General features: G+C 71.4%; 11 protein-coding genes. 4 read left to right on the top strand and 7 right to left on the bottom strand.

Features of this window, described 5'->3' with window-relative positions; genetic code table 11:
* Window positions 1–169 precede the first annotated feature (169 nt).
* Window positions 170–1,756, bottom strand: coding sequence for an AMP-binding protein (locus H293_RS0116755; RefSeq protein WP_020119014.1), 1,587 nt, complete (start codon window positions 1,754–1,756; stop codon window positions 170–172).
* Entirely contained in the window at window positions 1,753–3,420 is a 1,668-nt protein-coding gene (locus H293_RS0116750; RefSeq protein WP_020119013.1) for an AMP-binding protein, read from the bottom strand. Before H293_RS0116750 ends, H293_RS0116755 begins: the two co-directional genes overlap by 4 nt.
* A gap of 116 nt (window positions 3,421–3,536) precedes the next feature.
* Here H293_RS0116750 and H293_RS0116745 point away from each other — a divergent pair, with 116 nt between their 5' ends.
* The 3 genes from H293_RS0116745 to H293_RS0116735 all read left to right on the top strand — a co-directional run bounded on the left by H293_RS0116745 (window position 3,537) and on the right by H293_RS0116735 (window position 8,346).
* The gene (locus H293_RS0116745; RefSeq protein ID WP_028807907.1) at window positions 3,537–4,367 is read left to right on the top strand and encodes a response regulator transcription factor; all 831 of its coding nucleotides are present in this window, start codon (window positions 3,537–3,539) and stop codon (window positions 4,365–4,367) included.
* 143 nt (window positions 4,368–4,510) lie between these two features.
* The gene (locus H293_RS0116740; RefSeq protein WP_020119011.1) at window positions 4,511–7,327 is read left to right on the top strand and encodes a helix-turn-helix transcriptional regulator; all 2,817 of its coding nucleotides are present in this window, start codon (window positions 4,511–4,513) and stop codon (window positions 7,325–7,327) included.
* A 227-nt stretch (window positions 7,328–7,554) separates the two neighbouring features.
* Window positions 7,555–8,346 (top strand): S1 family peptidase, encoded by a 792-nt coding sequence (locus H293_RS0116735; protein WP_020119010.1) that lies wholly within the window; start codon window positions 7,555–7,557, stop codon window positions 8,344–8,346.
* A gap of 135 nt (window positions 8,347–8,481) precedes the next feature.
* On the opposite strand, the gene H293_RS0116730 is transcribed toward H293_RS0116735, so the two are convergent.
* Window positions 8,482–9,588, bottom strand: a complete 1,107-nt coding sequence (locus H293_RS0116730; protein WP_020119009.1) for a winged helix DNA-binding domain-containing protein — start codon at window positions 9,586–9,588, stop codon at window positions 8,482–8,484.
* A gap of 150 nt (window positions 9,589–9,738) precedes the next feature.
* On the opposite strand from H293_RS0116730, the gene H293_RS0116725 reads away from it, so the two are divergent.
* Window positions 9,739–10,896, top strand: coding sequence for a magnesium and cobalt transport protein CorA (locus H293_RS0116725; protein ID WP_020119008.1), 1,158 nt, complete (start codon window positions 9,739–9,741; stop codon window positions 10,894–10,896).
* A 103-nt stretch (window positions 10,897–10,999) separates the two neighbouring features.
* Here H293_RS0116725 and H293_RS0116720 read toward each other — a convergent pair whose 3' ends face one another.
* Genes H293_RS0116720 through pgsB form a run of 4 tightly spaced genes read right to left on the bottom strand, consistent with a single transcriptional unit; the run spans window position 11,000 to window position 16,072 of the window.
* Window positions 11,000–12,937 carry an ArnT family glycosyltransferase gene (locus H293_RS0116720; RefSeq protein ID WP_020119007.1) on the bottom strand — a complete coding sequence of 646 codons (1,938 nt, stop codon included), beginning with the start codon at window positions 12,935–12,937 and terminating at the stop codon, window positions 11,000–11,002.
* 56 nt (window positions 12,938–12,993) lie between these two features.
* The gene (locus H293_RS0116715) at window positions 12,994–14,067 is read right to left on the bottom strand and encodes an NlpC/P60 family protein (RefSeq protein ID WP_020119006.1); all 1,074 of its coding nucleotides are present in this window, start codon (window positions 14,065–14,067) and stop codon (window positions 12,994–12,996) included.
* A gap of 44 nt (window positions 14,068–14,111) precedes the next feature.
* Complete coding sequence (locus H293_RS0116710; RefSeq protein ID WP_020119005.1) at window positions 14,112–14,594, bottom strand: poly-gamma-glutamate biosynthesis protein PgsC/CapC; 483 nt, start codon at window positions 14,592–14,594, stop codon at window positions 14,112–14,114.
* A complete protein-coding gene (pgsB, locus tag H293_RS0116705; protein WP_020119004.1) occupies window positions 14,591–16,072 on the bottom strand; it encodes a poly-gamma-glutamate synthase PgsB in 1,482 nt (493 codons plus the stop codon). The genes H293_RS0116710 and pgsB overlap by 4 nt, the downstream gene beginning before the upstream one ends.
* Window positions 16,073–16,084: the final 12 nt, after the last annotated feature.

Raw genomic sequence — 16,084 nt, 5'->3', positions numbered from 1 at the left:
CCAACACCCGTACGGCGGGACACCCCGACAGCCAACACCCACCAAACCCGCCCGGGCAGCGACGAAGACCGGCACGTCACCCGAGCCCCGGCACCGCCCCAAGGCCGGCGGACAACGACGCGCTGGGCTCCTCGACCACCGGACTGATCAGCCGGACACCTCTATTCCTCTATTCCTCCGCGTAAGCCTCCCGCAGCTCCACCTTCCGCACCTTCCCGGACACCGTCATCGGGAAGGCGCCGAGGATCTTCAGCCGGCTCGGGACCTTGTAGTGCGCGAGCCGTCCCTCGCAGAAGCCGCGCAGTTCGTCGAGGGTCGGAGGGTCCGCCGGGTCCCGCGGGATGACGCAGGCCAGCACCTCCTCGCCGTAGCGCTCGTGGGGGACGCCGACCACCTGGACGTCCGCGATCTTCGGGTGGGCGTAGAGGAACTCCTCGATCTCGCGGGGGTAGATGTTCTCGCCGCCCCGGATGATCATGTCCTTGATGCGGCCGACGATCTCGACGTACCCGTCCTCGCGCATCGTCGCCAGGTCGCCGGTGTGCATCCAGCGCCCCGGGTCGACGGCCTCCGCGGTCTTCTCGGGCTCGTTCCAGTAGCCGAGCATCACGCTGTAGCCGCGGGTGCACAACTCCCCTGCCGTGCCCCGGGGTTGGGTGACCCCGGTCGCCGGGTCGACGACCTTGACCTCGATGTGCGGCAGGACGCGGCCGACCGTGCCGGTGCGGTGCTCCAGGTCGTCGTCCCTGCGGGTCTGCAGGGACACCGGGGACGTCTCCGTCATGCCGTAGCAGATGGACACCTCCGCCATGTGCATCTCCGCGACCACCCGCTTCATCACCTCCACCGGGCAGGGCGAGCCCGCCATGATGCCGGTGCGCAGGGAGGAGAGGTCGTACGTGGCGAAGTCGGGGAGGTTCAGCTCCGCGATGAACATGGTCGGGACGCCGTAGAGCGAGGTGCAGCGCTCCTGCTGAACCGCGCGCAGGGTGGCCGCCGGGTCGAAGGAGGGGGCCGGGATGACCATGCAGGCGCCGTGCGAGGTCGCCGCCAGATTGCCCATCACCATGCCGAAGCAGTGATAGAAGGGGACGGGGACGCAGATCCGGTCCTGCTCGCTGTAGGAGATCAACTCCCCCACGAAGTAACCGTTGTTGAGGATGTTGTGGTGGGAGAGGGTCGCCCCCTTGGGGAAGCCCGTGGTGCCCGAGGTGTACTGGATGTTGATCGGGTCGTCGCAGGACAGCTCCGGGTGCGCCGCGTCCGGCACGGCCCGCCCGAGCAGCGCCTGCCAGCTCGGGTCGCCGATGTATACGACCTCCCGCAACTCCCGGCACCTGCCGCGCACTTCGTCGACCATCGCCCGGTAGTCACTGGTCCTGTGACTGAGGGAGGCGAAGAGAAGGGAGATCCCGGCCTGGTTGAGGACGTACTCGACCTCGTGGGTGCGGTACGCCGGGTTGATGTTCACCATGATCGCGCCGATGCGTGCGGTGGCGTACTGGACGAGCACCCACTCGGGGCAGTTGACCGCCCAGATGCCCACCCGGTCCCCCTTGGCGACCCCGGAGGCGAGCAGTGCGGACGCCAACTCGTCGACCTCGGCGCCGAATTGGGCGTAGGTCCAACGCCTCCCCGACGGCACGTCGACGAGCGCCTCACGCTCGGGCCAGGTGGCCACGGCCCGGTCCAGGTTGGCCCCGATGGTGTCGCCGAGCAGCTCCGTCGTGCTCACCCCGTGCGTGTACGAGTTCACCGGAAGTCCTCCTCGCGGTACTCCGCGTCCGACCCCGCCGCCGTGGCCTCACGCAGCTCGATCCGACGGATCTTTCCCGACACGGTCTTCGGCAGCTCCGCGAACTCCAGCCGCCGGATCCGCTTGTACGGTGCCAGCGCCTGCCGGGAGTGCTCGAACAGCACCTTGGCCGTGTCGGGGCCGGGCTCCCAGCCCTCCGCCAGCACGACGTACGCCTTCGGGACCGCGAGCCGCAGCTCGTCCGGCGCGGGCACGACGGCCGCCTCGGCCACCGCCTCGTGTTCGAGGAGCGCGCTCTCCAGCTCGAAGGGACTGATCTTGTAGTCGGAGGCCTTGAAGACGTCGTCGCTGCGCCCGATGTAGGTCAGATACCCCTCCGCGTCCCTGGACGCCACGTCGCCGGTCCGGTAGTAGCCGCCCGCCATCGCCTCCGCGGTGCGGTCCGGGTCGCCGTGGTAGCCGGTCATCAGGCCGACGGGCCGGGCCGACAGGTCCAGCGCGATCTCGCCCTCGGCCGCGCCGGGCGCGCCGGACACCGGGTCGAGGAGCTCCACCTTGTAGCCGGGGCTCGGGCGGCCCATGGAGCCGGTCTTCAGCACCTGTCCGGGGCTGTTGGAGACCTGCACGGCCGTCTCGGTCTGGCCGAAGCCGTCCCGGATGGTGATGCCCCAGGCCCGCCGGACCTGCTCGATGACCTCGGGGTTCAGGGGTTCACCGGCCGCGACCACCTCCCGGGGCGGTGTGCGCAGCTGGGTCAGGTCGGCCTGGATGAGCATGCGCCACACGGTCGGCGGGGCGCAGAAGGTGGTGACCCCGGCCCGGTCCATCTCGGACATCAGCCGGCCCGGGTCGAAGCGCGTGTAGTTGTGGATGAAGACGGTCGCCTCGGCGTTCCACGGCGCGAACAGGTTGGACCAGGCGTGCTTGGCCCAGCCGGGCGAGGAGATGTTGAGGTGCACGTCACCGGGCTTGAGCCCGATCCAGTACATGGTCGCCAGGTGCCCGATCGGGTACGAGGTGTGCGTGTGCTCGACGAGCTTGGGCCGGGCCGTCGTCCCGGAGGTGAAGTACAGCATCAGCGGGTCGTCGGCCAGGGTCGGACCGTCGGGCAGGAACTCCTCGGAGGAGGTGTACGCGTCCTCGTACGGCTGCCAGCCCTCCGGTACCCCGCCGACCGCGATGCGCGTGTAGTCGCCGGGCACCTCGTCGAACTTGGCGGCGTCCTCGGCCCGCACCAGGACGTGCCGCACCCGGCCGCGCTCGACGCGGTCGCGCAGGTCGGCGGGGCCGAGCAGCGGAGTCGCCGGGATGACGACGGCCCGCAGTTTCATGGCGGCCAGGGCCGTCTCCCACAGCTCGGTCTGGTTGCCCAGCATGACGAGGATGCGGTCCTCGGCCTCCACCCCGCGCTCGCGCAGCAGGTTGGCGACCCGGTTCGACCGTTCGGCCATCTCGGCGAACGACAGCCGGACCTCGCCGCCGTCCTCCTCGACGATGTGCAGGGCGGTGCGGTCGTTGCCCTGCGCGATGACGTCGAACCAGTCGAGCGCCCAGTTGAAGTGGCGCGGGCGGGGCCAGGCGAAGCCCTCGTACGCCGTGGCGTAGTCCTCGCGGTGCTGGAGCAGGAAGTCCCGCGCCCCGCGGAAGTCCTCCGTGGCCGTCATGTTGCGTCCTCCTCGTACCGGACCATTGCCGGGCGGCTCTCTGCCATCGTGTAATCCGTGATGCAGGTCTCACTACCCCCGAACGGGGGTGTGTGCCGCGGTGAGGGGACGAACAGGTGACAGTGGACGCGGCCGGCGCGGTGGAGATCCGGCGTGCGCTCGGGCGGCTGCGGCGCACCACGGGCCTCCCGGTCGCCTTCGGTGGTCTGGTCGAGGCCGGGCGCCCGCGGATACGGATCAGCGAACTGAGCGGCACGGCCACCACCTCGCTCCTCGCCCTCGCGGTGACCTCGGGCAACGGCCTCGGCGGCAAGACGGTCGCGCTGGCCCGCCCGTGCGCCGTGGCGGACTACTCCCTGTCGCGGCAGATCAGCCACGAGTACGACGCCGCCGTCGCCGCGGAGGGGCTGCGCTCGGTGCTGGCCGTGCCCGTGGTCGTACGGCGCCGGGTGCGGGGCGTGCTGTACGGCGCCCTGCGCGACGCCCGGCCGCTGGGCGACCGCACGCTGTCGGCGGCGGTGGACGCGGCACGGGACGTGGAGCAGGCGCTGGTCGTGGGCGACGAGGTACGGGAGGTTCTGGTGGCGGCGCGCGCCGAGCCCGGTCACGGCGACGCCTCGGCGTGGGAGCAGGTCCGGGAGGCCCACACGGCGCTCAGGGCACTGGCCCCGCGGATCGGCGACCCCGCGCTGCGCGCCGAGCTGCTCGACGCGTGCGCGCTCCTGGCCGGCGACGCCGAGCCCGCGGAGGAGGTCGCTCTGGCCCCTCGCGAGCTGGACGTCCTGGCCTGTGTGGCGGCCGGGGCGACGAACGCCGTGGCGGCGGACCGGCTGGGCGTGGGCGCCGAGACGGTCAAGGCGTACCTGCGGTCGGCCATGCGGAAGCTCGGTGCCGGGACACGGGGCGAGGCGGTGGTCGTCGCACGCCGAGCGGGACTGCTCCCGTAACATTTGTACGCCTATCATTCATTCGCAGGTACTTTGAATTTATCCATGCGGTACGGGTTGTTATTTCCCTCACCACGTCTTCCAGCCGAATTTCAAAGCACCTTGCCTAATATTGGCCAGGACACGACACAGGGAGGGGAGCGGTGACCGTGCCACGCGACTTCCAGGAGCCTGCGAGAGGCCGCCCCGACCTGGTCATCGGCCGGGACGAGCTGTTCGGTCAGGCCCGTGAACAGCTCACCCGCGGCGGCAGCGTGCTCCTGCACGGCCCCGCCGGAATAGGAAAGTCGACCGTCCTGCGGGCCCTGGCCGCGGAATGCGGCGAAGCGGCCCACACCGTGTTGCGCTGCTCGGCCACCGAGTCCGAATCCCACCTCCCCTTCCTGGCCCTGGCCGACCTCTTCGGCCTGGTTCTCGACGACATCTCCGACAAGCTGCCCGCCGCCCAGCGCACCGCGCTCGAATCGGCGCTGACCGGCCGGGGCGAGTCCACCCTCCAGCGCGACGGCCTCGCCCTGCGCCTGGCGGTGCTGTCGGCGCTGCGCGCCCTCGCCGCCGAAGGTCCGGTCCTGGTCGTCGCCGACGACGTGCAGTGGCTGGATCCGGCCAGCCTGGAACTGCTCGGCTTCGCCGCCCGCCGGCTCGGCGACATCCCCGTACGGATGCTGTGCGCGGTCCGGACCGACGGCCCCGAGTACGACCGCCATCTACGCGTGTTGCCCCCGGACAGCCTCGCCGTCCGCTTCAACCCGCTCACCCGCGCCCAGACGGCCGCGCTGCTCGACCACCGCGGCTACACCGGCCTCCAGCGCTCAACCGTCCGGGACATCCACCGCACCAGCGGCGGCAACCCCTTCTACGCCCTGGAACTGGGCCGCGCGCTCACCGAGAACCCGACCCCGCCCCGCCCCGGCGAGCCGCTGCCGGTGCCCACCTCGCTGCGGGCCCTGGTGCTCAGCCGTCTGGAGATGCTGTCCGAGGAGGCCCGGCGCACCCTCCTGGTGGCGAGCGCGGGCGCCCGCCCCACCCCGGCCCTGCTGCACGCCGCCGGCCGCGGGGACGCCGAGGCCGAGATGGCCCAGGCGGCCGCGCTGGGCCTGCTCGCGACGGAGGCCGAGGGCCCCGCCGTACGCTTCGCGCATCCGCTGATCTCGGCCGCGCTGTACGCGGAGGCGCCCGCGCAGGAGCGGCGGGACGCGCACCGGGCGCTGTCCACGGCCGCCTCCGACCCGATCGAGCGGGCCCGCCACCTGGCCCTCGCGACCACCGGCGCCGACCCGGAGGTGGCCGCCCGGCTCGCCGAGGCCGCGGCCCTGGCCCGGGACCGGGGCGCGCCCTCCATGGCCGCCTCCCTCGGGCTGCTGTCGGCCCGGCACACCCCGGCCGACAGCGTGCCCGCTCCGGACGTACGGCGGCTCGCGGCGGCCGAGGACGCGATCACCGCCGGCGAACTGGATCTCGCCCGGGACATCGCCCGGGACGTGCTCACCCGGGCCACCGTGCCCGCGGACCGGGTGCGGGCCTGGATCATCGTGATCGACACGGCGGGCCACGCCATGACGGAGGTCGACGCGGTCTTCCCGCAGGCGCTGGCCGACGCGGGCGACGACCCCGAACTGCTCGCCCTGATCCGCTACCAGCTGGCCTGGCGGGCGCTGCTCGTCGAGGGCGACTTCGACGAGGCACGCGGGGAGGCCGCGCGCTCGGCGGCGCTGGCCGCGCGGGCCGGCGACCGCTACAACGAACTGATGGCGCTGTCCTTCCAGGCCCAGCTGGAGACCCTGATGGGCCATCCGGACGCCCCCGCGACCATCAAGCAGGCCCTGAAGGAGCCCCAGGACCCGCGGGTGGCCTGCCATCACAACGGCGCCGGGTACTCCCGCTTCCGCTGGCTGATCATGAGCGACCAGCTGCCCGAGGCCCGCGCCACGGTCACCGCGCTGCTGCGCGAGGTGCGGCGGCGCGGATCGGTCGAGAGCGAGGTGCACTTCCTGCGCGGAGTGGCCGAGACCGAGCTGCGCTCCGGGCACTGCGGCCGGGCCCTCGACCTGGCCCGGGAGAGCCTGATGATGGCCCGGGACACCGGGATCGGCGAGGTGGCCTCGGCCGTGCTCGCCTCCCTCGCGGAGGCCTCGGGCGGCAGTGTCGAGCGGGCACTCGAACTGGCCCGGGAGGCGGTCGACCACGCCGAGGAGAACGGCGACCAGATGTACGAGTCCCGGGGCCTGACCGCCCTCGGGTACGCGCAGCTCGTCGCCGGGGACGCGCAGGGGGCGGTGCGTTCGCTGCGCCGGGTGCGCGAGCTGGAGCACGGCCTCGGCATCACCGACCCGGCGCGCGGCCGCTGGCAGGGCGACCTCGCCGAGGCCCTCGTACGCATCGGGGAGACCGGCGAGGCGCAGGACGTCATCGACGTCACGCGGGTGAACGCGCTGCGGCTCGGCCGGGAGAGCGTGCTCGCCGTGCTGGACCGGGCCGAGGCCATGGTGCGGGCGGCGCGGGGTGAACACGACGCGGCAGTGGTCCAGTTGACGTCGGTGCAGGATCGGCTCGCCAAGCTGGGCCACGGCCTTGAGGAGGCCCGCGCCGCCTTCGCCCTGGCCCAGTTGCGCACCCGACGGCCCGGTCCGACCTCGTACGACGAGGCGGCCCGGCTCTTCAGGCGCTGCCGGGCGCTGCCGTGGCTGCGTCAGGTGGAGGCGGCCGCGCTGGCCCGGCCGGTGGTGCCGGAGCCCGCGGCCGCCGTCGCACCGGACGGGCTGGACAGCCTGGAAGGGCTCGCCTCGATGGAGCGCCAGGTGGCCGCACTCGTCATGGAGGGCGCCACCAACCGGGAGATAGCCGCGCGGCTGTTCATCAGCGTGAAGACGGTCGAGGCGACGCTCACCCGGGTCTACCGCAAGCTCGGGATCCGCTCCCGGGTGGACATCGTCCGGCTGGCGGCGGGTCGCCGACCGTAGCCGAGGGTCCGTCAGAACAGCGTCTCCCAGGGCCGGTCGAAGGCCGACCGAGGGTTTTCCCTGCCCAACTCCCTTAGGGGGTTCCCTCATTGGGAGGGGGAACTTCCGCGTTCTAGCTTATGCACATGCCGCTCGCCCGGGCATACGGGGGTCGGTCCCGCGACCCCCGTGTACCACCCCCCACACCCGCGCGACCCCCCACCGGCACTCCCTGAGGAGACTCACCGATGTTCGGTCTCACCCGTGCGAAGAAGGCCGGCGCCGTGGCCCTGGCGACCGCCGCTGCCGCCGCCACCGCGTTGCTCGGCGCCCCCACCGCCGTCTCCGCCCCCCAGCCCATCGTCGGCGGTACCACGACGACCACGACCTCGTACCCGTTCATGATGCAGATCACGGACGCCTCGCAGAACCAGTTCTGCGGCGGCACCCTGGTCTCCGCGACCAAGGTGGTCACCGCGGCCCACTGCATGGTCGGCGAGACCACCAGCGGTGTGAGAGTCGTCGGCGGCCGCACCTACCTCAACGGCACCAACGGCACGGTCAGCCGGGTCAGCAAGATCTGGATCAACCCGAGCTACACGGACGCCACCAACGGCGACGACGTGGCCGTGCTGACCCTGTCGACCTCGATGCCGTACACGACGGCCTCGTACGTCTCCTCCTCCCAGACGAGCGTGTACGCGGCCGGCACCACGGCCCGCATCCTCGGCTGGGGCACCACCTCGTCCAGCGGCAGCTCCTCCAACCAGCTGCGGACCGCGACCGTCCCGATCGTGTCCGACTCCAGCTGTAAGAGCTCCTACGGTTCGGACTTCGTCCAGACCGACATGGTTTGCGCCGGATACACCTCCGGCGGCACAGACACCTGCCAGGGCGACAGCGGCGGTCCCCTGCTCATCGGGGGCGTCCTGGCAGGGATCACTTCATGGGGAGAGGGCTGCGCGCAGGCCGGTTACCCGGGTGTCTACACCCGGCTGACCACCTTCTCCAGCCTCGTGACCGCGCAGGTCAACTCGTAGGTTCCCAGAGGTTCCTGAGCATCCCTCAGGTGAGAGACCGGGGGCGTTGCGGGCCACCACGAGCGGCCCGCAACGCCCCCTATCCATGTATGGCGGGGCCCCGGCGGTTCGCACAGGGACTGCCGGCAGGGACGATCAGTGGGGTACGACCGTCCCGAACCGGATGTCGTACGGCGTCCCCGGGTGGAGCGTGGCCAGCATCCGCTCCCCCTCCGCGGTGACGTCCCCCCGCTGCGCCTTGGTGAGCCGGCCGAAGGGCTCGACGACGAGGGCGTCCGCGGTGAGCCTCCAGACGCCCGCGAGGAAGCCGTCGACGAGGAGCGTGCAGTAGGCCTGGTTGCCCTGCCAGCTGCGGCCCCAGTACTCCTTCGGCACCACGCGGGTGCGGTCGGCGTGGGAGAGCAGCAGGTTGTCGAACTCCGGCAGGAAGCGCGGCGGGGCCGGGGTGTCCTCCGCCGGGCGGGGCGCGTCGGGCAGGTCGAAGAGCTCGACGCCGTTCTGGTCGCGGAAGATCCGCAGTTGGGGCCTGAGCCGCTCGAAGGCGTCGCGGAGGCGGGTGAGCCCTGCCCAGGTCTGCATGTCCTTGACGGAGGCGGGGCCGAAGGCGGCGAGGTAGCGCAGGACGGTGGCGTCGGGGGCGGGGCCGGACTCGGCCGGGCGGCCCAGCCAGTGCTCGGCCGTGGTCAGCGCGACCTGGCCGCTCCTGCCCCACAGTCCGCGGGGGGTGACCTGGACGAGGGGGAGCCTGCAGCGGGCGGCGATGGCCAGGGCCTGCGGATCGGCGTCCGGCCACTCGGCGAGCAGGGCCTCGCGCAGCTGCTTCATGGTGCGCGGCTCGGCCTCGACGAGTTCCCGCGCGAGAACGGCGAGCCGGTCGAGGTCGACGCCCTCAAGTCCTTTGCGGAAGTTGGTGAGTTCGCGGTCGCGGGCGGGCTGCACGAGAGGCCGCAGGGTGAGGCAGTCCTCGGCGGTGTGGGTGTGGATGGTCGAGCGCATGGTGACGATCCGGACGACCTCGCGATCGGCCATCAGCTCCGACAGCGCCTCGGGGGTGAACCCGTCGAGGCGGGCGGCGAGCGCGTAGTACGGCGGCTTGACGTTCTGGGCCTGGAGGCCGAGCAGATGCCCGACGGCCGCCTTCGCGGACAGACCGGACCGGCGCAGGAGCAGCTGCCGGTCGAGGGTCGCGCGGTTCAGGGCGCGGAGGCCGAGCACGGGGGCCGACGTGGTCGTCTTCGTCATGAGGAACACGCTAGACGCGCTTGCGGACAGGTTCTGTCCGCGACTCTCACCGTGTCCTCGTGCGGTCCTCCCCACGATGTCATTTGCCCCGTATACCCTGCTCCGTGATCACGCCGACATCGGCCGACCCGACAGCGAGAGGCAGCCACGATGTCCGAGCGACGTGCCGGGAAGAACTCGGGGAACAGCCCCAAGAAGTCCGTGTGGCGCCGTGCCCTGAACCAGCCACCGGCGCCCGATCGGCACCCGGAGCCCCGCGCGGAGCTGTCCGCACCGGAGCCGGAACCGCCGAGCATCGTCCAGGCGGCCCTGTACCGGGACGGCGTACGCGTGTCCTCCCCCGCGACCCTCGCCGACACCTTCCGTGAACTGCGCGAACAGCCGTCCGGCATGGCCTGGATCGGCCTGGCCCGCCCTCCCGAGAGCGAACTCCTCTCCCTGGCCGAGGAGTTCGACCTGCACCCGCTGGCCGTCGAGGACGCGATGGAGGCACACCAGCGCCCGAAGCTGGAGCGCTACGGCGACACGCTCTTCGTGGTCCTGCGGGCGGCCCGCTATCTGGACGCCCCCGAGGAGGTCGACTTCGGCGAGCTGCACGTGTTCGTGGGCCCGGACTTCGTGATCACGGTCCGGCACGGGGCGGCCCCCGACCTCTCGGCGGTGCGCCACCGCATGGAGAAGACACCGGAGTTGCTGAAGCTGGGCCCCGAGGCCGTCCTCTACGCCATCCTGGACGCGGTGGTCGACGGCTACGCGCCGGTCGTCGCGGGCGTCCAGAACGACATCGACGAGATCGAGACGGAGGTCTTCCGCGGCGACCCGGAGGTCTCCCGCCGGATCTACGAACTCTCCCGCGAAATGGTCGAGTTCCAGCGCGCGACCCGGCCCCTGGTCGGCATGCTGCACGCCCTGATGGCCGGCTTCGCCAAGTACGGCACGGACGAGGAACTGCAACGCTATCTGCGGGACGTGGCCGACCACGTCACCCACACCAGCGAACGAGTCGACGGCTTCCGCCAGGCCCTCACCGACATCCTCACGGTGAACGCGACCCTGGTCACCCAGCAACAGAACGCGGAGATGCGGGCGTTGGCGGAGGCGGGGTTCGAGCAGAACGAGGAGATCAAGAAGATCTCGGCCTGGGCGGCGATTCTCTTCGCTCCGACGCTGGTGGGGACGATCTACGGAATGAACTTCACGCACATGCCGGAGTTGGGCTGGAGCTTCGGATACCCCTTTGCGATCACCTTGATGGCCATCGTATGTGCCAGTTTGTACCTCATCTTCAAGCACAGAGACTGGCTCTGAGCAATCAGCCGAACCGCACGAGAGGCCGCACGACTTCCCGCCCTGCAAGAGGTCGGGACGCCGTGTGCCGGAGCGGTCGGGGCCCTGGCTTCGGGGCGTCGCCTCACCGCGGGGAATTGCCGCAGTCGTAGAGGGCGAAGCTGCCGTCGGTCTGGCGGCCGTAGGCGGTGGGCCGGATGGGGGTGCAGTGCGACTTCACCCAGGTGGTGGCGGGAGTGGTGGGGCGCTGGGTGGTGAGCAGCGCATAGCGCAACTGGTGGGTGGCGACGAGGCCGCCGAGCTGCTGGGCGGTGGGAAAGGGCGTGCCGCCGGTGAAGCCGCCCATGACGAGAATGGGCTCGGACTCCGCGCGGAGCAGGGGCTCGGCGGTGTAGGCGGCCTGGGTGGCGAGCAGGTACTTCTCGCCGTGACGGTGCGCGGTGAGGTAGTCGAGCAGGGCGGTGTCGCGTGCGTTGGGCCGGCCGAGCCCTCTCCTGCGCGGAGCGTGGCGGGGGTGCTCGTAGTACGACTTGCCGACCGGACCGGCCATCGGCGAGGTGGCGGCGCCCGCGTAGAGCGGGTTGAGGCCGGAGACGGCCCAGCCGGCCGGTACGACCAGAGTGGCCGCGATTCCGGCGGCGAGGGCGGCCTGGATCATCCTCGGGGAAGTGCGCGGCCCGCGGCTCCACAGGCCCACCACGCCGCACAGCGCGAGCATCACGACGACCGGCAGCAGCCAGGAGACGAATCGGGTGGGCCAGTCGAGCACCAGCGCCCACACCGCCGTCAGCACGATCCCCGCCGGGAGCGCCAGATGCCGCCGGCCGGCCGCCTCGCGCTCCGCCTCCGGCTTCGGCTCGTAATTCGCCTCATACTCCGATCGGAAGAGCGCGAGCCCGCCGCCGGCCAGCGCGGCGAGCGCCGGGGCGATGACGGCCGTGTAGTAGGCGTGGTTGCCGTTGGAGGCGCTGAACACCAGGGTGTGCACGGCCAGCCAGCCACCCCACATCACAAAACCCGCGCGCGACAGGTCGGTTCGCGGTTGCCCGGCGCGCCAGACGAAGCCCAGGACGGCGGCGAGCACGGCGAGCGGCAGGAACCAGGCGACCTGCGGGCCGACCGTGTGGTTGATCAGCATGTCCCAGCCGGTGTTGCCGGTGGTGCGGCTGGCTGCGGTGCCCGCGACGGCGCCGAAGGCGGTGGAATCGCTGCTGAAGCGGCTCAGGCCGTTGTAGCCGAAGACCAGAGCGAACGGATTGTTGTCGGACGTTCCGTCGAGGTACGGGCGGCTCGCGGCCGGTGTCGCCCAGGCGATCAGAATCCAGGAGCAGGAGACCGCGAGGGCGACCGCACCGGCCAGCAGGAGGCGCAGGGCCCGGTTCAGCCGGGTTCCGGGCGCGGCGAGTTGGTAGACCACGGCGAAGACCGGCAGCACCAGCCACGCCTGCAGCATCTTCGTCTGGAAGGCGAGCCCGACCCAGATCCCGCAGGTGATCAGTGGCAGCAGCCGCTCGGTGCGCACCGCCTTCTGCAGCGCTCCGGCGGCCGCCACCAGGAGCAGGGTGAGCGCGGTGTCCGGGATGGTGGCACGGTTGAGCGCCACCGTGACCGGGGTGAGGGTGAGCGTCAGCGCGGCGATCAGCGCGGCGAACGGACCGGCCCAGGCCCGTACGATCCGGTGCAGCAGCCATACGGTGAGGACGCCCTCGACGACCTGCGGAAGCGCCGCTGCCCAGGTGTGCGGCCCGAAGAGCCACACGGAGACGGCGTCGGGCCAGAAGGCGCCGGGCAGCTTGTCGATGCTGATCGAACCGCTCGCGTCGAGCCCGCCGAAGAAGAAGGCTCTCCAACTGTCGGCCATCGACCGTATCGCCGCACCGTAGAAGGGGTGGAGCGCGGCGTGTCCGATACCCCAGGAGTAGAGCACCGTCGCGACGACCAGCACCGCGGCGAGCGCCGGACGCTCCCAGCGCGGGGCTTCTTCCGGCAGGCCGGAGCGGGGGCCGGGCTGGCGGCGGCCGCGGTGTGATCCGATGGGCCGGACGGTGGGGGTGGCGGTCATGGCGGTGGTCCTCGGATCAGCAGGTCAGGTGAGGCGGCGGTGCGCGGGCGGCGGGATCACAGGCGGCGGGCCGCCCGGAAGCCGCGGGCGTAGAAGTCGGTGCCGTCCAGCAGCGCGTGGCCCGACAGATCGCCCATGGTCGGGCCGTTGGCGGCGGAGCGGCTGGAGTAGAAGCGGTGCCGGCCCTGCTCGTCGAGGCCCATGTACATGCCGACGTGGTCGATGAAGTCCGGCCGGTCCTTGATGATGGCGAAGAAGACCAGATCGCCGGGTTGCAGGGCGTCCAGGTCGGTGGCCTGCCGCGTGCCGGTGTGGGGGATCACCAGGCGGCCGGGACCGTCTGCGGCGATGGCGAAGGCACGGCGCGGCAGACCGGCGCCTTTGGTGTTGGTGTTGTGCAGGGGGATGCCCATGCGGTAGCCCCACACCAGACGTTGGAAGCCGGAGCAGTCGGCGTCGCCGTAGCGGGCCTTCTCCGGCTGCACGCGCGTGCCGTCCGGGAAGGTCCAGTCGATGCCCAGGTAGTCGTAGAAGTCGGACTTCTCGTCGTAGTAGGCGAAGTCCAGCGGGTTCTTGACCGCGGCATTGCGCGGGCCGAAATGGGCGGTGCCCGCGTAGCGCACGCCGGCGGCGTTGTGCTTGTCGGGCGCCCCGGCGCTGCTGTACTGGAACGCCACCGCGAAGACGTCCGGGCTGGTGTCGCCGAGCGCCTTGCGGAACCAGGCCTTGAACGAGGCGGACTTCTCCATGCCCCGCTGCCACTCGTGCGGCAGCACCCGCACCCAGGCGTCCGTACTCACCGTGGCCTCGGTGGTCCGCGGCTCGCTGAAGCTGCGGGTGGGCCCGGTGAGTACGGCCGTACGGGCTCCGTCGGTGAACGTGGCGAGCGTGCCGCCGTCGGCGGCGCGGGCCACGGTGCGGCCCGGGTCGGACAGGCGCTCGAAGGTGTGAGCCCCGGTGGGCCGGGCGCTCGGGCCGTCGGCGGCCGTACCGCCACGGTCGTCGCTGCCGTGCCCGAGGTTGTCCCAGGCGTACCCGCCCGCCACCCCGGCGGCCGCGATGCCCGCGATCGTCCCGAGCACGGCGCGGCGAGTCGGGCTGCTGAGTCTGCCGACAGAGTTGGAGTGCATGACCGATCCTCCTGGAAGTGTGAGGTGAGAGGGGGTTGGGCAGGTCAGCCGGTGGGCAGTGCGCCCATCAAGAGGCCGGAGACCAGCACCACGTACGTGGCCAGCGTCACCGCCGTGGTCGAGATGACCGTGGCCGCCATGGGCTGCCGGACCAGCTGGTAGGAGACCAGGCCGGGGACGATGAAGCCAAGGGTCTGTGACGTGTACAGCAGCGGGAACTCGTGGCTGAGGGCGAGCATCACGGTGGTCTGGATCACCACCGCGCACAGCACCACGGCGGCGAACAGCCGCTTGCCGTAGAGGATCACGGTGCGCTGCAGGAGCTTCGTCGTGAAATACGTGGCCACTGCCACACCGACCATCAGCGCGGCCATCCGCACCTCGGTGACGAGTGTGAGGGCGATCCAGCCCGGGGTGATCATTCCCCCGGGGGAGAGGTTGGTGGTCAGATAGCAGACGAGCGAGAAGACCAGCCCGAGGGCGATCCCGAGTGCGGCGGTCTGTGCGGTGAGGGTGGCGGGGATCACTGGTTCCTCGTGGCCTGGGGCGGATCGTAGGAGTGGAGCCGGTCGTGGGGGTGGTGCGGGTCGTCCGCGGCGCTCTGGTCGTCGGACCGGCCGTGGCGGGCGGCGAACCGACGGGCGAGGTCACGTTGTTCGGGGATGCGGAGGGCGTACGTCGGTGTCTCCAGCGGTGCCACCCAGCTGTACGGCTCCGGCTCGGGCGGCCGGGCCACCGAGACCCGCGGCCGGGGCAGGGCGATCTGCATGGTCTCCTGGTCCAGGCCGTCGCCGTCGGGAACGGCGTCGAACGGGTCCTCGGAGTCGTCCAGCAGCAGCTCGGCGAGGCATTCCAGGAACCGCTCGCCCTGACCGTGGATGTTGCCGATCGCCACCAGCGAGGAGGCCGGGCCGAGTTCCGCGAGCACCGCCGCGGTCAGCTCCTCGGGGTCCCGGCGGTCGCCGCCGAGATCCACCACTCGCCCGGTGAAGCCGTCCGGAATCGCGTCGCGGGCGCTCTTGGTCGGGTGGCCGATCAGGAACACCGTCTCAGCGCCGAGGTCGGGGACGATGGCGCCCATCTGGCCGTTGCGCTCCACCCTGTCCGGGCGGCAGTTGATGACGGCGTTGATCGGCCGTCTGATCGCGCCCAGATCCTCCAGCTGCTTCACGTTCATCAGCGTCGACTCGGGGTCGTTGGCCGCGAAGACGTTGGCGAACCGCAGCTTCTTGCCCTCGGGGGTGACGTAGCGCTCCACCGACAGCACGCCCGGGTCGGGCGGTGCGTCCCACATGCCCTGCATCGCGGTCTGCCGCTCCACGCCGAGCAGTTCGGCGACGGCGAGGGCGATCGCCACGTTCTCCTTGAAGGTGAACCAGCTGAAACCGCGCAGTTCGGCGTCGGTCACCGACTCCGGATCGACCGCGATCAGACGGCAGTTCCGCTTGTCGGCCTCCTCCTGGAGGATGTGCAGCCGGTCCTTCTCCGCCGTCACGCACACCCCGCCCACCGGCATCGAGCGGGAGAGCGAGCGCGCGACGTCGTCCAGCGTGGGCCCCATCTCCTCCAGATGGTCCTCGCGGACATTGCACAGCACGCCGATCGTGGAACGGATCAGCTTCTCCTGATTGATCTCCTGCAGCGCCGGCATCACCGCCATGCACTCGATCACCAGGGCGTCCGGCCGGTAGGTCGCCGCCCGCCGGACGATGCCGATCTGCTCGACGACGTTGGCGATGCCGAACTTGCGGTACACCGGTTCCTCGGTGGCATCCGGATGGATGAACCGGGCCGCGGTGCCGGTTGTCTTGGCCACCGTGACCAGGCCGCCGCCGCGCAGCGCGCCCGCGCACAGCCGGGTGATCGAACTCTTGCCGCGGATGCCGTTGACCAGCACCCGCGTCGGTATCTGTTCCAGCGAGGCGAAGTGCCGCCGCTGCTCCAGGATTCCGGCGATCCACAGCCCGGCGCAGCACAGCAGGACGATGACATAGAGGAAGAGCAAGCCGATTCCGTC

This window comes from Streptomyces canus 299MFChir4.1 (assembly GCF_000383615.1).
Taxonomy (GTDB): domain Bacteria; phylum Actinomycetota; class Actinomycetes; order Streptomycetales; family Streptomycetaceae; genus Streptomyces; species Streptomyces canus_C.
Note: the sequence above shows the minus strand (reverse complement) of the source record. Positions and strands in the feature narration are given on the sequence as shown.